The following is a 16,429-nucleotide window of genomic DNA, read 5'->3' on the forward strand; positions in this document are numbered from 1 at the left end:
CCCGGACTGTAGTGGACATGTCGAAGTTACGCGCGCGTCTGCTCGGCGTTCTCGTGTCGCTCACCGGCCTCCTCGGGGCAACGGGCGCCCAGCCCGCGGCCGCCGACTCCCTTCCCGACTCCCTCTGGTTCGACGCCTCGGCGTCGGCCGCCTTCACCGTCCAGAACGGGCGCTTCAGCGACGGCCTCGGCCGCGAGGTCGTCCTGCGCGGCTACAACGTCTCCGGCGAGACGAAGCTGGAGGAGAACAGCGGACTGCCGTTCGCCTCGGTCGCCGACGCCAGGAAGTCGGCGACCGCCCTGCGCACCCTCGGCGGTGGCAACTCGGTCCGCTTCCTGCTCTCCTGGGCCCACGCGGAGCCGGTGCGCGGCCAGGTCGACACGGCGTATCTCGCCGCGGCGACCGCCCAGATGCGCGCCTTCCTGGACGCCGGCATCCGCGTCTTCCCGGACTTCCACCAGGACCTCTACTCCCGGTACCTCTTCAACTCGGGCAGCTGGTACACCGGCGACGGCGCCCCCGAGTGGGCGGTGGACGCGGGCGACTACCCGGCCGAATCGTGCGGCATCTGCCTCTTCTGGGGGCAGAACATCACGCAGAACGGGGCGGTGACGCAGGCGTCGCACGACTTCTGGCACAACGCGTACGGGGTGCAGGACGCCTTCCTCGCCACCGCCCAGGCGACGATGGCGTACATCCAGCAGAACCTGAGCGCCGACGAATTCAACGGCGTGGTCGGCTTCGATCCGTACAACGAGCCGCACGCGGGCACGTACGACTCGGGTGAGACGAGCCGCACCTGGGAGCAGAACGTCCTGTGGCCCTTCTACAAGAAGTTCCGGGCCCGGATGGACGCGGCGGGCTGGCAGACCAAGCCGGCCTTCATCGAGCCGAACCTGTTCTGGAACGCCAACATCGACTTCCAGAAGCAGGAGGGCGGCCTGCTGGACGCGGGCACGCTCGGACCGCGCTATGTCCTCAACACCCACTTCTACGACCAGAAGGCGATCTCCGGCGTCCTCATGTGGGGCAAGGCGGCGGACGGGCAGTACGCGACGGACTTCGGGAAGGTCCGCGACCGGGCCGCCGGGGCCGGCACCGCGGCGGTGGTCAGCGAGTTCGGCCACCCGCTGTCGGGGTCGGTCTCGGACAAGGCGCCGACGGTGGTCAAGGCGATGTACCAGGCACTCGACTCCCGCCTCCCCGGCTCCACCTGGTGGTCCGACCCGACGGGGTCCGGGCCCGTCCTGTCCGGCGCGCAGTGGCAGTGGGACATCTACAACGGCCGCCACCACGAGCTGGAGAACGGCAACCCCGACAAGGTCCTCACGAGCGGCGACGCCTGGAACGACGAGGACCTCTCCGCGGTGAGTCTGAACGACTCGGGCACCGCGGTCCTCAGGCAGGACGCCCGCCTGCTGGACCGCCTCTACCCGAGCGCCACCGCCGGCGCGACGGTGGCGTTCACGTACGAGGACCGTTCCCGGGACGGCTCGACGACCCTGACCTGGAACCCGGTCCCCAGTTCGCTCCCGAACGTCTCCCGACTGGTGGGCTCGGGCCAGTACGGCCTGCTCGTGTGGCGTTCGAACGGCTCCACGGCCCCCACGGAGCTCCACCTCCCGGCGTCCTTCCCGGCCGCTTCCACGACGGTGGTCTCCGACCTCGGTACGACGTCCGGGCTGCCCGCGTACACGAGGACGACCCCGGTCGGACACGCGGCCGAGCCGGGCGGCACCGGCAGTCACCGCCTGCTCCTGACGGCGGCGGACTCGGGCACGGTGCACTACGCGCTGGTCACGAACGGAGCGACAGCCCCGTCCGCGGGCCTGCTGAGCGCGGCACGGGCGGAGCTGTCGTCCTGGGCTGCGACGAAGGTCGGCTAGCGGGACGCGAATGAGCCGACGGGCCCGTTGGGGGAGGTCAACTCGCCGACGGGCCCGTCCAGTCCGCCGGGACATGGGCCAGCCGGACCCGCTGCGGATGGTCGCCCACCGGCACCGACACCGTCTTCTGTCCCGTCGCGAAATCGATCGCCGTGACTTGGTCGGCGCCGCTCTCCGAGACGACGCAGTCCTTTCCGTCGCCGCTCACCGTCGCCCAGTACGGCTTGGAGGCGGGGACGAGCGGGCCCTCCTGGAGGGTGGAGCGGTCGACGACACTCGTGTAGTCGTCCATCGTGCCGGCGACGCACAGCTTGGTACCGGACGGGTTCATCGAAATGCCGTGGTGGCGCGAGTCGTTGACCCAGGTCGTGCGGTCCTCGCTGGTCGCCGGATTCTTCGGCAGGGTCTTCACCCGGGTGATCCGGTCGGAGGCCACGTCGTACTCCAGGAACCCGTTGAAGAACGACACCTGGAAGTAGAGCTTGGACTCGTCGGGGCTGAAGACGGCCGGACGGACCGCGTCCGAGTAGTCCGTGAGGCCGATCGCGTCCAGCCGCTGCCGCATGTCGACCACCTTCACCTGCTGGAAGGTGGTCGCGTCGACGACGGTGATGCGCCGGTCGCCCTTCGTCCAGTCCTGCCACGGGGCGTCGAGCGAGGTGTTGACATCGCCGATGGCCATGTTCCAGATGTACTTGCCGTCCTTGGTGAAGATGTTCTCGTGCGGCTTGTCGCCCGTGGCGAACGAGCCCAGCTGCTTGCCGGTGTCGATGTCCAGCACATGCACGGTGTTGGCCGTCGAGGCCGACACCGCGACCCGCGTGCCGTCGGGTGACACCGCCATGTGGTCGGAGCGGTAACCCGAGACGGGGAAACGCCAGTTGACCTTCCCGGTGGCGAGGTCGATGGAGACGACATCGGCGAAGCTCGGCCGGGAGACGACCATCGACCTGCCGTCCGGCGTGGAGTACATGTCGTCCACGAGCTGGTCGTGGCCTTCCCCTACGCCGTTGCGAATCGCCATGAAGTAGATCCATTTGATCGGATCGGCGTTGATCTGCGCCAGCCGCTGCTCCTTGTCGGGGACGACGTTGATCCGGCCGATCTTCGCGAGGTCCCCGGTGGACTTGATGACGTCGGCGGTGCCGTCCCAGTTGTTGCCCACGAACATCACCTCGCGCAGCGCGGCGGCGGAGTCCTGTGCGGAGGCGGTGGTCGCGCCGGCGCCGACGGTCAGCGCGAGGGCGGCGGCGATCGCCAGGAGGTGCCTGGATCTGAGGACAGACATGGCGGGTCCCTGTCTTTGGTGGGGGCATGACAACAGAGTGTTGACGTGCCCGCGGCTCGGAGAATCTGAATACGCCTGCGTTCAGAGTGGACTTACTGGAAAGTAAGGAGGGGGTGGCTCTCTCCACAAGACTCCGGGCACGACAAAATCGAGCGACAGGCGAACACATCGGCGAGCGAACGAATGGCCGAACGGGTGTGGGAGGACGTGTGACGGGCAGGCTCAGGCAGCCGACCGGCCGCTACGGGGGCAAGTCCGCGGAGGAGCGGCAGGCCGAACGGCGTGGGCGGTTCCTGGACGCGGCCCTCCAGCTCTTCGGCGACACGCCGGGCTTCCGCGCCACCACGGTCGCCGCGCTCAGCGAGGCGGCGGGCCTGTCCACCCGCCAGTTCTACGAGGAGTTCCGCACCCTCGAGGACGTGCTGGCCGCCCTGCACCTCCAGGTCAACGACTGGGCCGAGACCGCCGCCCTCGCCGCTCTCGCCGACGCCCGGCACCTGCCGCTCGCCGAGCGTGCCGACGCGATCTTCCGCGCGTACGCGGCGAACGTCACCGCGGACCCGCGCCGGATCCGCATCACCTTCGTCGAAATCATCGGCGTCAGCCCGCGGCTGGAGGAGCAGCGGCTGCAACGCCGGTCCCGCTGGGTGGACCTCATCTGTGCCGAGGCCGCCGCCGCGGCCGCGTGCGGTGAGGCGGCACCCCGCGACTACCGGCTGGCGGCCGCCGCCTTCATCGGCAGCGTCAACGGCCTCCTGCACGACTGGCGCGCCGGCTGGGTGGACGCGACCCTCGACGAGGTCGTCGACGAACTCGTCCGCCAGCTGCTGGGGATCCTGCGCCCGGCCGGGTGGCAGCCGGACGCCTGACCCGTCTTTCCGGCTCTCCGGCACGATCCGCCGGACGGACATGTCCTAGTGAGCTGGTTCGGAGATGCGTGAGCAGTAACGGCAGATCCGGTCGAGGATCTGGTCGGCGGTCTTGGTCCACTTGAACGGCCGGGCCTCCTCGTTCCAGACCTTGATCCATTCCTCAAGCGCGGCCTTGAGGCTGTCCAGCGAGCAGAACACTCCGCGCTCCAGGCAGCGCCGCTCTAATTCGGCGAACCACCGCTCGACCTGACTGATCCACGACGAGTACGTGGGGGTGAAATGCAGGCGGAACCGGGGATGCGCGAGCAGCCACTTGTGCACCACCGGTGCCTTGTGGGCGGAGAGGAAGCCCCTATGTTTCGTCAAGCCGCAGAGGGGACCTGGTTGGTGGCTCGGGGCTGGATGTGTCGGTAGAGCTCGCGGGCGACGTACCGCTTGAGGCATCGGATGATCTCGCGCTTGGACATGCCCTCGGCGGTGCGTCGCCGCAGGTAGGCCTGGGTGCGTTCGTCCCAGCGTATGCGGGTCTGCACGATGCGGTAGAGGGCGGCGTTGGCCTGGCGGTGGCCACCGCGGTTCAGGCGCCGCCGTTGTGTCTTGCCGGAGGACTGCTCGACCGGGCTGACACCGCACAACGCGGCGAAGGAGGCTTCATCGACGAGCCTGTCGGGGTTGTCACCTGCGGCAATGAGGAGGACCGCGGCGCTGTCGGGTCCAACGCCGACGAGGTCCAGCATCTGGGGCCGGCAGGCACGAACGGCCCTGGTGGTGCGGCGGGTGAGCTCTTTGACCTCGTCGGACAGGTGCTGGACACGGCGGGCGAGCAGGCGCATCGTGAAGACGGCCTCGCCCCGGTAATCCGCGTCGAGGGCCGCGCAGGTGGCGACCAGCGCAGGGTTGCTCAGGCGGGTGAGGAGTTCGCGCAGATCCGGGTCGATGGACATGAGGACAGCCTTGAGCTGGTTCAGCGCCTGGGTGCGGGCCTTGACCGCCGATTCCTTGGCCAGCCGCAGGACCCGCATGTCCTCTACGGGCCCGTCCGCGCTCTTCGGCACGGTGGTGGCCCGTCCGGACAGCACCGCACGAGCGGCCGCGTCCGCGTCGATGGCATCGGTCTTGCCGCGCTTGCGCCGGGTGGCACGGTCGGGCTGGTTGACCTCGATGACGTCGATGCTTTGCCCACGCAGCATCTTGGTCAGTGCGGCTCCGAAGGAGCCGGTGCATTCGACACCGGCCCGGCGCAGGACACCGAACGACCTTGCCCAGGTGAGCAGTTGGCGATAGCCGATGGCGGTTGCCGGGAACTCCTGCTGAGCGAGCGAGGCACCCAGGGTCGTGATGACCGCAGCAACATGGACATCCTTGTGGGTGTCCACCCCCAGGATCACGTCCTCGGCCTCCTTGGCCGGGGCGGGGACCCGCTGCGCGGGCAGCGTCGGCTGGGGCATGCTGGTGACGGTCACGAGGCTCCTTGGACTGGGTCTGGTGGCTGACACCGGTCCGGTGGGCGGTCAGAACTGTGACGGTGCTTTGTGCAGCAAAGCCCCTATCGGGACACGTTCACCGGGCCGGCGGCAGTACGCACCGCAGGAGGCCGGGGCCGACAGTTCCACTCCAAGGCAGCTGTGGCCAGTTGTCGCACGGGTCAGGCTCCGGCCCCCCCTGCGGCACACCATGATCCTCACAGTTGTCGCAGATCACGTGGACCCCCAGGCCGGGCTCGGTCTGGCGGTCGATCTCGTCGAGGAAGTCCCGGAAGTCCACGGCCCGGTGCTGCGCGGACAGCTTCGTGATCACCCTGCCCGTCGCGGTGTTCAGGGCGGCGAACAGATCGACCGTGCCATGCCGGACGTAGTCGAAGCTGCGCCGCTCGGGCACTCCGGGCAGCATCGGCAGCACCGGTGCCGTCCGTTCCAGAGCCTGGATCTGCGGCTTCTCGTCCACCGCGAACACCGCAGCGTTGGCCGGCGGGGCGAGGTAGAGGCCGACGACATCACGGATCTTGTCGGTCAGAAGCGGGTCCGGAGAGATCTTGAAGGTCTCGGTCCGCCATGGCTGCAAGCCGAAGGCGTGCCAGATCCGCAGCACGCTCGCCGGGGAGATCCCCACGGCCCTGGCCAGCTCCCGCTTCGACCAGTGCGTCGCGCCCTCGGGGGTCTCCTCCAGCGTGCGCACCACCACCTCCTCCACCTGGGCATCGGTGATGGTGCGCGGCACCCCCGGGCGCGGCTCGTCGGCCAGCCCGTCCAACCGGTCGCGCAGGAATCTCGCCCGCCACTTGGTCACCGTGCCCCGGTTGACGCCCATCCGCGCGGCCACCGCGGTGTTACTGCCGCCGTCCGCGCAGGCCAGCACAATCCGTGCCCGTAACGCCAGGCCCTGAGCAGTCGTCCGGCGCCGGGCCCATCCCTGCAACATCCGCCGCTCGGCATCGGATAACACCAGCGGCGCAAGCCTGCTGTCGCCCATCCCCACAGCAGACCGCAAACCACCAGCCCCGTCACCGCCCAAGCCCCGATCCGAAACGGAACACGACTCAAGTGGCGACGGCAGAACTCAAAACCAGCTCACTAGGCGACGCCGGCCAGGAGGCGGGGCGACGTCGCGGTGCTGCTGGATGGGGGTGAGTGACCTGCGGGGGCGTGGCATGGGGCCGTTAAGGTCGCGGTCCATGCGGACGATGCGGTCCTGACGCACGGTGAGCGGGGTATGTCGGGCGGCTTCGCGTCGCTCGCGCAGGCGCCGGTCGTGGTCGGCGACCACGGCGGCCCAGTCGCTGCCGAGGCGGTCGGCCAGCTGGTGGCGTAGCGCGGTGCGCTGCCGAGGGGGGGTGGCAGCCCAGATCCCCTCGGTCGTCAGCTGGGGGTTCGCGAGGGCCCACTTGAGGCATGCGGTCGCGATGGGGCAGGCCTGGCAGGCGGCCTTTGCCTGTTCGGCGCGTGCTGTGTCGGAGTCGCCGATGTCGTGGGCGAAGAGCTGTGGGGTGGCGCGGCAGGCTGTGGGGGTGGGGGAGCAGGGGAAGGGGATGCGGGAGTCGGTCTCGGTGGATCGCCTCATGGCAGGGCTCTCCCGAAGGGTGTGGGTGGGGTGATCAGGGCGCTGGCAGGCGTGGTCGTCGTAGTCCTTGCCGTGCTTGGGCTGCGCGTCGGAGGCGAACCTGCCGAGGCGCGCCTGGGTGGGGTTCGCGGTGATCCAGCCCTCGGCGCAGGATGGACGGGCTCGCCGTGGTGGGAGCGCATCGGGGTGGGCTGTTCGCACAGCGCGCACGGCAGATCTTGCCAGCGGTCGAAATGCCGGGCGTCCCGCCAGTCCAGGAGGCCGCCCGGGGCCGGGATGAGGCCCGGCTCCCATAGCGGCGCCCTGTTGCGGCGCCGGGCGGGCGCGCTCATCCGACGGTCAGGTGGGTGCCGGGGCGGCCCGGGCGGCGTCCGTGGACCGTGGGTGTGTAGGCGTCCTGGCGGGTCGCCACGTAGCCGGACGGCTTCTCACGGGTCTTGACGCGGTACATGGCCATATCCGCGCCGCGCAGGAGGCGGGAGGCACTGGCCGTGTCGGGCAGGTCGACGGCGCGGGCGGCGCCGATGGACACGGCCGGGCGCAGGGTCTGCCCGTCATGGTCGACGGGCTGAGCCAGCAGCTCGCGCAGCACCGCGATTTCCCGGACTGTCGCAGCGGGTGGCAGGAACAGGGCCGCTGCGAATTCGTCGCCTCCGAGCCGTGCGGCGAGTCCGCCGCGGACGGCTGCCCATGCCCCGATGCGGTGTCCGATGGCCGCGATGAGGGTGTCGCCGGCGGCGTGCCCGAGGGTGTCGTTGATGGACTTCAGGCCGTCGGCGTCGGCGACCAGGACGTGCAAGTGCTCGCGGTGGGTGCGGGCGAGGCGTGCGGTGCGGTCCATGAGGACGTCGCGGCCGGGCAGTCCCGTCAGCGGGTCCTTTCGGGCAGCGTCCAGTTGGCGGCGCACGCGCACGTCGTCGGCGAGCAGCGCGGCCAGCGCGAGCGGCACGGTGGCTGCGACGATCAATGTGCGGGACCGCTGACGTAATGCGGTGGTGGCAGGCATCATGGTTCTCCTGTTCTCGCCCCTCGGGGCGGAATCGAGAGAGGCGCACCCCGAGCTGTGCAGGCCGTGGGGTGCGCCTCTTGCTGTGATCATTCGTGTCCGGTCGGGCCTTGTGGTCGGGCATGCTGGGTGGTGCTTCCGTCTCGTGACGGGGATAGGAAGTACCCGGGTCGGCCGACTGCGCCCTAGCCGATGCTGCGGCCGTCCTGGGACCCACCCGGCGCGGAGGGGATCACGCCGCCAGGTCGTGGCGCTCCTGCACGTGGCGGGCATCGGAGAGGCGGGCGGCCCCGAAACAGCCACCCCTGCTCCTTCGTCCGCATGAGCGACACCAAAGTCACGGGCATCGATCATGCGGAACCCTCCGAAGCGGCTCCCCGAGTCAGCTTGAAACGGCTCCCGCAGAAATGACACAGCCACGCGTCACAGCGCGGCGCCAGCGGCGGCCACGGCGAGCAATGCCATGGCGGTGAGGCTGAGGTCGACCGCGCGGCGGAGGTGGCGGTACTTGCGGACCGCGAGGCTAGACAGCACGCGGACGCTGGAGGCGCGCCGGTCTCCTTCCATGCAGGCGCGGATCTCGTCTTCGTCGAGTCGCGCCCAGTAGGGGAAGGAAGCGCGGTCGTCGCCGCGGAGGCGGGGACGGACGACCAGGAGCAGGAGTGCGGCTGCGATGCCGAGGGTGAGGACTGCGAGTGCGCCGAACGTCTTGGTCGGCTGCGGCAGGTCCTTGTCGGCGACGGACGCGAGTCCGGCGAGCACGGCGCCGTTGAAGGCGAGGAGTAAGGAGGCCTTGCTGTCGGTGCGTCCGATCTCGCCTGCGACTGCGGCGCAGGCGGCGTCCAGATTCTTGTCGGTGAGCGAAGCCGGGACCACGGTGGTCATGGGCGGTCGTTCTCCTTTATGCGGCGGGTTGGCGGGCGGGTGCGGGGATGTAGCTGAGCGGGTCGGCGGGGGTGCCGTCGTGGCACTCAAGGCAGCTTCCTAGGCTGCGCAAAGGTGTTGGCGGAGTGCACTTGTTCCGTAGCCGCGGTATTCCAGTGCCAAGTCGCCGCGTGTCGGCGTCCTCGTCGAAGTGCCCAACCGGGTACGGATGAACGTGCTCAGGCGCCAAGCCGTGGGCATTCTGTGCGGGAGGTCTCGGAAGGGCTCGTGGTGCGATCCCGAGACAGGGATGATCACCTCATGATGCGAGGTGCCTTCGACGACGTCCCCGTGACCGCACTCTTCCCTCTCCTGGAGGCTGCGGATGTGGACTCCTTGAATCAGGCGGCTGGCACGGTCGATACGGCTCGTGCAGGTAGAGACACGGCGGATTGGGAGTGGGCCCTGGAACACGCAGGCTTCCCAGGCACACAGCTGGGGACTCCGGTCGTCCTTGGGCTGGATGTCATCGAGCACGCCGAGGGAGGCGACCAGCTGGAATTTTTGCTCCAGGTGGTGTGGACCGACCTAGGTCGGCTCGCGGTCGACACGGCGGTGAACGTGGCCTGCTGGTGCGAGACCGATCACGCCACCCATGACATCGACGCCCTGAGGCTCGTGGTTGGCGAGGAGACCTCGTTGCCCGAAGCATTCCGTGCCGGCGCTGAACGTCTGACCGGCTGGCTGGCCGATCCTCACGACGCCGACCACTGGCGTGCCAAAGCGGGATTGCCTCCCCGGTGGGTCCCCTGAGGGTCCGGCGCCGAGCACGTTCGTCTGTACCGGACTGGGTACGTTCACGTGCACGCCGACACCGCGGAAGCCGCGTGGGCCATCGCCTGTCCTCGGACAAGCAGGGCAAGGAACGGGCTGGCTGCGTTCCTTGCAAGGCAAGATCGGTCGTGTGATACGCGATCCTCGTGACGATGCCGAGTTGCTGGCCCTGGTTCGCCGCTATGTCACGCCCGAGCGGCGTTATCTAAAGCTCGGCGGCGGCTTGCTGCGCATGCAAAGTCGAGGGCGGGCTACAGTCCGCGGGCGTCGGCGAGGCTCGCGGCCTGTTCGAGCATGCGCATCGGGACACGGCCGGTGCCCCAGGCGTCGTTGAAGCCGGGCACCGAGTCGACGTCGTCGCCGAACTGGCGGCGGATCGCGTCCAAGAGCACGGTGGCGGCGTCGGCTTCCAGGTGGCGGTCGCCGCCGGCTTCGATGCGGATGGCTCCGAGCATGCAGCGGGCGCCGTCGGCGTCGACCAGGGCGTCCTTGCACCAACCGCCGCTGACGAGTCGCTGGTGGGCGCGCTGCAGGAGGGCCGCGACCGGTGTCGGGTACAGGTCGGGCAGCGGGGCGGGTCCTGTGTTGAGGGGGCCGGTGACAACGTCGGTCAGGTCGATGGGCTTGGTCTCGATGTGGGCGGTGTTGACCTCATACGCGATGGCCGCTTCGTCGAGGCGTGCCGTCATCGCTGCGTTGACGAGAGTGAGGCGTTCCTCGAGGGACAGCGGTGGGGCGGCTGAAGGCGCCGCGGTGGTCGGATCAGGGCGGCCGAGGGAAGGCAGGCGGGTGGACATCGGCGCTCCGTACGCTCGCAGGCGCTGCCGTCATTCGGGCAGCGCCTGCGGGGTGTGGTGGTGGGGATGGGCGGGCCGTGGGCGTCAACGTGGTTGGCGCGCGGGGCTGTTGCCCGCCTGTAGCGAGGGCGGGCAGCCTGTAGGCAGGGCGGCCAAGGGGAGGCGCGGCGTGAAATTCGTGTTCGTGTGCGGCTGGTGCAGCGAGGAATGCGTGGTGTTCTGTCGGCGGGCTGGATTTTGGGGGAACCAGTTCGAAGATCCTGAAGAGTTCGACTGCTGGTCCTGCGGGGGGACGAGCACGACGCCGTACAGCCCCTGGACTCCGGCTGATTGAGGTCACCGACAGCAGCTGGTGCCGCGTCTTTTCTTCGCCGGGGGTCCTGGTCTACAGGCTGGAGATGAGTCCGGCGAGTGAGGTGAGCGCGCTGTTGATGAGGGGCGCCAGGCCGGTCGCGGCGAGGGTGAAGCCGAGCAGGGTGCAGGCGAGCATGGATCCGAACCTCACGTAGCCGCCCTTCATCAGGACGGCCACGATGACGGCCAGCAGCACGGCGGCGGACACGGAAAAGGCCACGATCGGTCTCCTTGGTGGGTTGGTCCGGCCGGGGCGTCCAGCCGTCAGCTGTGCGAACGGGGCCCGGGCCAGGGGCGCGGGCCGCTCTACGTGCGTCAGTCCTGGAGGACCGGTCCGAGGTCGGCGCGCAGTTCGCGGAGCACGTCCTCGTCGGCTCCGACCGGCACCAGGACCTCGCGGGCCTTGCTGCCGTCGGCCGGGCCGACCAGTCCGCGCTCTTCCAGCGCGTCCAGCAGGACGCCGGCGAGAGCGAACCCGACGCGCAGCTTGCGCTGCAGCATCGACTGCGATCCGAACCGGGTGGTGACCACCAGATCGGCGGCCAACATCAGCAGCTCACCGTCGACTCCTTCGGGCAGCTGCTCGCTGTCCGGGCTGTCCCGGTCGGGGGCGGCGGTGACGTCGGTTGCGGCCGGGGCGTACAGGCCGTGGTCAACCTGCTTGAGGCGGCCGTCGGCGACCAGGTCGGACAGGACGTTGCGGATGGTGCCGGCGGCCGCGTCGACCTGGTCGCGGACCTCCTTGGCCGTCATCTCCCGGTCGACGACCGCGAGGATCTTGTCTTTGACGGTGGTCTTCTTCGGCTTGCGGGCCGCCGGCGGGGGCGGGGTGAACGAGCCGATGAACGCCGCGCCCCCGCCGTCAGCGTCGTCGTCTTCCTTGCCGGTGGGCGGGGGCATCGTCCACTCGTGCCACAGACCGAGCGCGCTGAGGGCCTCGATCTCGCGGTCAGTGAGCGTGTTGATGGCGCCGCTCTCCGGGAAGATCTCGTCGAGTCCGTCGGGGGAGCCGTCGTCGGGCAGGTGCACGTACAGGGTGCGCATCATGGTCGCGTCGGAGCCGGTGACGGTGTGCCCCATGCCCTGCGTGGTCTCCCCTGGGACATCGGTGGCGGTGCCGAGCATGCGGTCCATCAGCGACATGTGCGCGCCGAGCCGGTCGGGAATCGGCGGGAGGTCTGTGTCTGCGGCGAGGCCGCCGGTGGCCTGCCGGGCGGCGATCCCGCCGGTGATGCGCAGGACGACACCGATGCCGCCCTGGACCTGGTCGCGCAGCGAGCTGCTGCCGCCGAGTTTGTCGAGGTTGAGGGACTGCCCGGCGAAGATCACGCCGATGCCGAACTTGCGTCCCTCGCGGGCGAGGACGTCCGTCATCTGCGCGATGTCGTCGCCGAACAGGTCGTCCCCGACGAGGCTGTTGAACTCATCCAGGACCAGCGTCAGGGCCGGGTAGGGGGAGTGCGGGGAGTAGTCGTGGCCGGCTTCCTCGTTCATCTGGCCGCGGATGTCCATCAGGGCGACCGCGGCCTTCAGCAGCCACCAGGTGAAGATCGCGCCGGAGCCCTGCCGGTCGACGTGCCGGCCGACCGCGGACATCTGCGCGTCGGGCCGGGCGGAGGTCACCCAGCTCGCCATCCCGGCCAGCGCCCACGCCGCGCACATCAGCGCCAGCGAGACGGTCTTGCCGGAGCCGGTGACACCGACCAGGAAGCCGTGGAAGGTGCCGGACGCGGAGCGCATGTGGACTTTGGCGTCGGTGCCGTCGTGGGCGGTGCCGATGGTGTAGCGGCCGTAGGCGTCCAGGGTGAGCAGTGCGCGGGTGGCACGGCGGGCCACCCGCAGCGGCGCGGCCTCGTAGAGGGTGACGAGGACTTCGTTGCCGCGGCTTTCGGTGACCAGCCGCATCTCTTCGGCTTTGACGCCGAACGCGGAGCACAGCTGGTCGTAGTTGACGCGGGCGACCTCGCCGGGCTCGACCTGGGCGAGGATCATGCCGCGGGCGGGGAGCTGGCCGCGGGCGGGCTGGCGTTCCACACGGACGATGGTGCTGCCGGGGATAGCGCCGCCGGGCCGGGAGATGAGCGCCGACCAGAGGTCGTCGATGCTGCGGCCGCCTTCCTGGGTGGGGGCGACGGTGAGCCGGATGCGGCCGGGCCCGTGCTCCGTCTCGCGCAGCGACACGGCCAGCGTCGGCACACCGAAGCAGGCGGCGATGGCGTCGGCCTCAATCCGGCCGACGGGCTTGCCCTGCGGAGCGACGATGTCGCAGCTGAAGTCCGGGTGGCTGGCCGACACGATCTGCTGCACATTCTCCAGCCGCGTCTGGGGCGCCACTTCGTGCTGGTCCCACAGCCGCATCACCAGCCCGGCGAACCCGGACGGGTAGACGGTGGTCAGGTCGCCGGGCGGAGTCCAGGTGGAGCGGCTGGCGGGCAGCCAGGCGGACATCAGGGCACCCCATCCGAGGGCGAGGGGGATCTCCCACCAGCTGTTGCCAGGGGCGACGGCGGCCGCGGTGTAGACCGCGCTGCCGGTGAGCGGTCCAAGGAGCCGCTGCCCCGAGCGGATCGCCTTGCGGAAGTCGCCGGCCTTGACGCGCTGGTACAGCCACCAGGTGCTGACACCGCTGATCGCGGCGACGGACGCGTGGGCGGGCAGCAGCTCCATGCTGGGCAGCACCGCGAGGGCGGCGGTGGATGCCCCGTAGGCGGCGAGTTCTGTTTTCGCCCGTGTGGGCATCCTGCGCATCACGGCAGATCAGTCCTTTCCGCATTGAGGGCAACCACGTGGGGGCTGCACCCGGATCGGGTGCAGCCCCCACGAGGTCGTGCGAGTCGTTCGGTCGGGTGCTGGTCAGATGGGCCGGTAGAAGCCGGGCTTGGCCTGTCGGGCCCTCGATGCGGTGGCGGCGGCGTGGATGGGCCCGTACTCCGCCTGGTGGGCGGCCTTGACCTCGATTGCGGCCTGGTGAGTCTGCTCGGCCGAGCTCAGCAGCCGCTTGCAGCCGCCGACGACCTGCCCGAACGCTTCGCCGACCTCGGCGACGGCCGCGACGTGCCGGGCATCGGCCTCCGCGGACGCGCACAACTCCGCGACGACCACCGCCGAATCGGCGTTGACGCGCATCCGCTGCGCGAGCTGCTCGGCGTGCTCGAACAGGCCGGCTGCCGCCTTCTGCAGCGCCGTGAACTTGGTGACGATGGACAGGTAGCCGTTGGCGGCGCCGTCCGCTGCGACGGCAGGGGCAATCTCTCCCATGCGATGTCTCCCCGGTCAGTTCTCGTTGTGGATGCGGGCGCTGGGCGCGGCCAGGCCTGCGTCGAGGGCCGCGGTCTGGGTGGGCCGGTAGTCCCGCTCCATCGCGGTCTCTTCCGCTTCGGCGAGTTCCGCGGCGTTCAACGCGGCCTTGGCCATGCGGTTGGCGTTGACGGCGAGCATCCCGACGCTCTCCATCAGCACGCCCATGGCGCGCACGGTGCGTGCTCCCGTGATGTTGTGGTTGTTGGCCAGGTCGTTGGCCATCACCTCCAGCTCGGCGAACAGGCGCCGGGCCTGCCTGGCCAGGTTCTGGCAGTCGTCGTAGGTCTCCATCCCGGCGGTGGTCAGCAGGGTCAGCGCTTTCACAGCACCGTCCAGGCTGATCTCCGTGGCGTGCCGGCCGACCATGGCGTTCGCGGGCGGGGGCGTCACCTGGATGACGGGCGCCGAGCTGGATGCGGATGGGGGCATAGGGATGGGGTCCTTTCTGCGGGTGGTTCCCGGCCGGGTGCCGGCCGGACGTTGCGGAGCACGCGAAAGGGCGGGCGGGCCCTGCGCGGGCAGTTGTCGGCGAGGTGGGGCGATGGCGTCCGGCTCCCAGCGGCGGGCGTGCGTTCCGGGCGGGTCGACCTGCTCCACCGTGATCGTGATTTCCGGCCCGGAGCTCGTGTCGAACGGCGAGCTACGGGGACCGGCGTAGCGGGGGCCCGGTCCCTTTCCTGCACCGGGACCGGAGGTACCCGAGGGGCCGCCGCCGTTGCCTGAACCGGGCGGGCTGGGCGGGCTGGTCGGGCCGTTGGCGTTGGGGGAGCGGCGTCGGCCGGTGCGGGGGCCTGCCTGGGCCTTCCACCGGTCGCGGCGTTTGGCCCACCGCTCATTGACCGCCTCGAACACAGCCGAGCGGAAGGTGACCCGCCCGTTCGGCGACCAGCCGTCGTTACCGCCCTTGGTACCGGCCGCCCCGCCGTTCCCGGTCTTTCCCGCCGCGTCCGTGGATGCGGGGTTGCGGGCCTGGCGGTTCTTCCACCGGTCCTGCAGCCGGTCACCGGCCGCCTCCCAGAACGTCGGCGCCGTAGCGCCGCCGCCTTTGCCAGACCGGGTCTTCTTCAGCGCATTCTGGATGGCAGCCGCCCGGTCGTGGGCAGCTCCCTTCTGCTGCGACCCGCCGCCGGCGCCTGCTGGGCGAGGGTGTTTGCCCTTGCCCCACCAGTCGGCGACGGCCTGCCGCGGCGAGCGGCGCCCCGCCCCGCCACCACCCTTGCTGCCCCCGGTGCCGCCGCTCGTGCCGCCCGGGCCAGGGCTTCCCTGACCCTTGCCGCTGCCCTTGCCGTTGGCATTGCCGCGGCCGCCGCCGGCCCCCGGGCCGCGACCCCCGCCGCCGAACAGCCCGGCACCTGCCCGGCCGCCCCCGCTGCCGCGTCCCGCCGTGCCGTCCGAACGGCCACGGTGAGCACCGTTTCGGGAGCCGACGCCGAACAAGCCCGCTCCGGAACGGCCTTGGCCAAACCGGCCGGAGGAACCCTGCGGAGAGCCGTTGAACAGCCCTCTGCCGCCACCCCGGGAGCCGCCCGGACCGACGCCGCCGCCCCGTGCGGGGCCGCCGGAGCCCCGTCCGAGCGCGCTGCGGCCGTAGTCACGGCTGGACTGCACGCCCCCGCCACGATGGGCCTTGGCGCGTGCCGCGTCGGCTTCCGCGCCGTGCCGGGTGGCATCGGCGCCGGCCTTCGCGGCCAGCAGCTCCATCTCCCGCTGGTGCGCGGCGGCTTCCGCGCGGCGGGGCCCGGATTCCTGGATCCAGGTCTGCAGCCCCTCGAACGCGGCCAGGGCGATCGCGAGGATCGCGGCCAGCGACAGCGCGCCGGCGCGCGGCGCCCCCGCATCGGGGGGCTGCTCGCCCTCGTTCAGGCCCTCACTGCGCAGCGCCGCCCCCGCCGTCGGGGGCGGCGCGTGGGGTACTTCGGGGGCGTCGAACGCGGAAATTCGAACAGGCCCGGGGTCGGTGACGCTGTCCTCGTCGGTGCCGCCCAGGGTGGGTGCGGGCGGCACGGGCGGGGGCGGCGGGGAGCCGATCCGGGGCAGATGACGCAGGTTGTCCGGGGGCTCGTCGTCGGACACAGGCCCTCCTCTCACGGTGACTGCCGGTGAGGGGGAAGGGGCGCCTCGCACGTGTACACGTACGCGTGGTTGGGAGCCCCGTCAACCCTCATTTCGGC

15 protein-coding genes and 1 pseudogene are annotated in these 16,429 nt (G+C 70.5%); 4 read left to right on the forward strand and 12 right to left on the reverse strand.

The features are described from left to right. Window positions 1–17 precede the first annotated feature (17 nt). Window positions 18–1,886, forward strand: a complete 1,869-nt coding sequence (locus SAVERM_RS38545) for a cellulase family glycosylhydrolase (protein ID WP_037650928.1) — start codon at window positions 18–20, stop codon at window positions 1,884–1,886. Window positions 1,887–1,923: 37 nt separating this feature from the next. Here the strand turns inward: SAVERM_RS38545 and SAVERM_RS38550 are convergent, their stop codons facing one another. Next, complete coding sequence (locus tag SAVERM_RS38550; RefSeq protein WP_010988904.1) at window positions 1,924–3,174, reverse strand: YncE family protein; 1,251 nt, start codon at window positions 3,172–3,174, stop codon at window positions 1,924–1,926. Window positions 3,175–3,383: 209 nt separating this feature from the next. Between SAVERM_RS38550 and SAVERM_RS38555 the strand changes: the two genes are divergently transcribed. Then, complete coding sequence (locus SAVERM_RS38555) at window positions 3,384–4,043, forward strand: TetR/AcrR family transcriptional regulator (protein WP_010988905.1); 660 nt, start codon at window positions 3,384–3,386, stop codon at window positions 4,041–4,043. A gap of 45 nt (window positions 4,044–4,088) precedes the next feature. On the opposite strand, the gene SAVERM_RS38560 is transcribed toward SAVERM_RS38555, so the two are convergent. The 6 genes from SAVERM_RS38560 to SAVERM_RS38585 form a co-directional block, all read right to left on the reverse strand. Next, on the reverse strand, window positions 4,089–4,412 hold the full coding sequence (locus SAVERM_RS38560) for a transposase (RefSeq protein ID WP_237528950.1): 324 nt from the start codon (window positions 4,410–4,412) through the stop codon (window positions 4,089–4,091). Then, window positions 4,409–5,494 carry an IS110 family RNA-guided transposase gene (locus tag SAVERM_RS38565; protein ID WP_037653208.1) on the reverse strand — a complete coding sequence of 362 codons (1,086 nt, stop codon included), beginning with the start codon at window positions 5,492–5,494 and terminating at the stop codon, window positions 4,409–4,411. The genes SAVERM_RS38560 and SAVERM_RS38565 overlap by 4 nt, the downstream gene beginning before the upstream one ends. A 112-nt stretch (window positions 5,495–5,606) precedes the next feature. Continuing rightward, window positions 5,607–6,515, reverse strand: a complete 909-nt coding sequence (locus tag SAVERM_RS38570; protein ID WP_237528952.1) for an IS630 family transposase — start codon at window positions 6,513–6,515, stop codon at window positions 5,607–5,609. Window positions 6,516–6,602: 87 nt separating this feature from the next. Further along, window positions 6,603–7,103, reverse strand: coding sequence for a WhiB family transcriptional regulator (locus tag SAVERM_RS40805; protein ID WP_078936784.1), 501 nt, complete (start codon window positions 7,101–7,103; stop codon window positions 6,603–6,605). A gap of 328 nt (window positions 7,104–7,431) precedes the next feature. Then, complete coding sequence (locus SAVERM_RS40815; protein ID WP_159029052.1) at window positions 7,432–8,112, reverse strand: GGDEF domain-containing protein; 681 nt, start codon at window positions 8,110–8,112, stop codon at window positions 7,432–7,434. 420 nt (window positions 8,113–8,532) lie between these two features. Then, window positions 8,533–8,994, reverse strand: a complete 462-nt coding sequence (locus SAVERM_RS38585) for a Pycsar system effector family protein (protein WP_010988911.1) — start codon at window positions 8,992–8,994, stop codon at window positions 8,533–8,535. Window positions 8,995–9,324: 330 nt separating this feature from the next. Between SAVERM_RS38585 and SAVERM_RS38590 the strand changes: the two genes are divergently transcribed. Both SAVERM_RS38590 and SAVERM_RS46055 read left to right on the forward strand, forming a co-directional pair. Further along, window positions 9,325–9,786: a hypothetical protein gene (locus SAVERM_RS38590; protein ID WP_242432075.1), complete on the forward strand. Its 462-nt coding sequence runs from the start codon at window positions 9,325–9,327 to the stop codon at window positions 9,784–9,786. A gap of 151 nt (window positions 9,787–9,937) precedes the next feature. Continuing rightward, window positions 9,938–10,048: pseudogene (locus tag SAVERM_RS46055) on the forward strand (DUF6000 family protein); the annotation flags it as partial. 10 nt (window positions 10,049–10,058) lie between these two features. Here the strand turns inward: SAVERM_RS46055 and SAVERM_RS38595 are convergent. From SAVERM_RS38595 to SAVERM_RS38615, 5 genes are all read right to left on the reverse strand, one after another. Beyond that, a complete protein-coding gene (locus SAVERM_RS38595; protein WP_010988913.1) occupies window positions 10,059–10,604 on the reverse strand; it encodes a DUF6197 family protein in 546 nt (181 codons plus the stop codon). A gap of 385 nt (window positions 10,605–10,989) precedes the next feature. Continuing rightward, window positions 10,990–11,178, reverse strand: coding sequence for a hypothetical protein (locus tag SAVERM_RS38600; protein ID WP_010988914.1), 189 nt, complete (start codon window positions 11,176–11,178; stop codon window positions 10,990–10,992). 95 nt (window positions 11,179–11,273) lie between these two features. After that, window positions 11,274–13,706: a DNA translocase FtsK gene (locus tag SAVERM_RS42060; RefSeq protein WP_037652619.1), complete on the reverse strand. Its 2,433-nt coding sequence runs from the start codon at window positions 13,704–13,706 to the stop codon at window positions 11,274–11,276. A 105-nt stretch (window positions 13,707–13,811) separates the two neighbouring features. Beyond that, entirely contained in the window at window positions 13,812–14,216 is a 405-nt protein-coding gene (locus SAVERM_RS38610) for a hypothetical protein (protein ID WP_010988916.1), read from the reverse strand. Between the two features lie 15 nt (window positions 14,217–14,231). Then, window positions 14,232–16,331, reverse strand: a complete 2,100-nt coding sequence (locus tag SAVERM_RS38615) for a hypothetical protein (RefSeq protein ID WP_037652621.1) — start codon at window positions 16,329–16,331, stop codon at window positions 14,232–14,234. Between the last annotated feature and the right edge of the window lie 98 nt (window positions 16,332–16,429).

It is taken from the genome of Streptomyces avermitilis MA-4680 = NBRC 14893 (assembly GCF_000009765.2).
In the GTDB taxonomy this organism is placed as follows: domain Bacteria; phylum Actinomycetota; class Actinomycetes; order Streptomycetales; family Streptomycetaceae; genus Streptomyces; species Streptomyces avermitilis.

Coding starts and splice junctions, on each gene's coding strand:
- SAVERM_RS38545 (WP_037650928.1), top strand. CDS start 18: ATGTCGAAGTTACGCGCGCGTCTGCTCGGCGTTCTCGTGTCGCTCACC.
- SAVERM_RS40815 (WP_159029052.1), bottom strand. CDS start 8,112: ATGATGCCTGCCACCACCGCATTACGTCAGCGGTCCCGCACATTGATC.
- SAVERM_RS38550 (WP_010988904.1), bottom strand. CDS start 3,174: ATGTCTGTCCTCAGATCCAGGCACCTCCTGGCGATCGCCGCCGCCCTC.
- SAVERM_RS38610 (WP_010988916.1), bottom strand. CDS start 14,216: ATGGGAGAGATTGCCCCTGCCGTCGCAGCGGACGGCGCCGCCAACGGC.
- SAVERM_RS40805 (WP_078936784.1), bottom strand. CDS start 7,103: ATGAGGCGATCCACCGAGACCGACTCCCGCATCCCCTTCCCCTGCTCC.
- SAVERM_RS42060 (WP_037652619.1), bottom strand. CDS start 13,706: ATGCGCAGGATGCCCACACGGGCGAAAACAGAACTCGCCGCCTACGGG.
- SAVERM_RS38585 (WP_010988911.1), bottom strand. CDS start 8,994: ATGACCACCGTGGTCCCGGCTTCGCTCACCGACAAGAATCTGGACGCC.
- SAVERM_RS38570 (WP_237528952.1), bottom strand. CDS start 6,515: ATGGGCGACAGCAGGCTTGCGCCGCTGGTGTTATCCGATGCCGAGCGG.
- SAVERM_RS38565 (WP_037653208.1), bottom strand. CDS start 5,494: ATGCCCCAGCCGACGCTGCCCGCGCAGCGGGTCCCCGCCCCGGCCAAG.
- SAVERM_RS38595 (WP_010988913.1), bottom strand. CDS start 10,604: ATGTCCACCCGCCTGCCTTCCCTCGGCCGCCCTGATCCGACCACCGCG.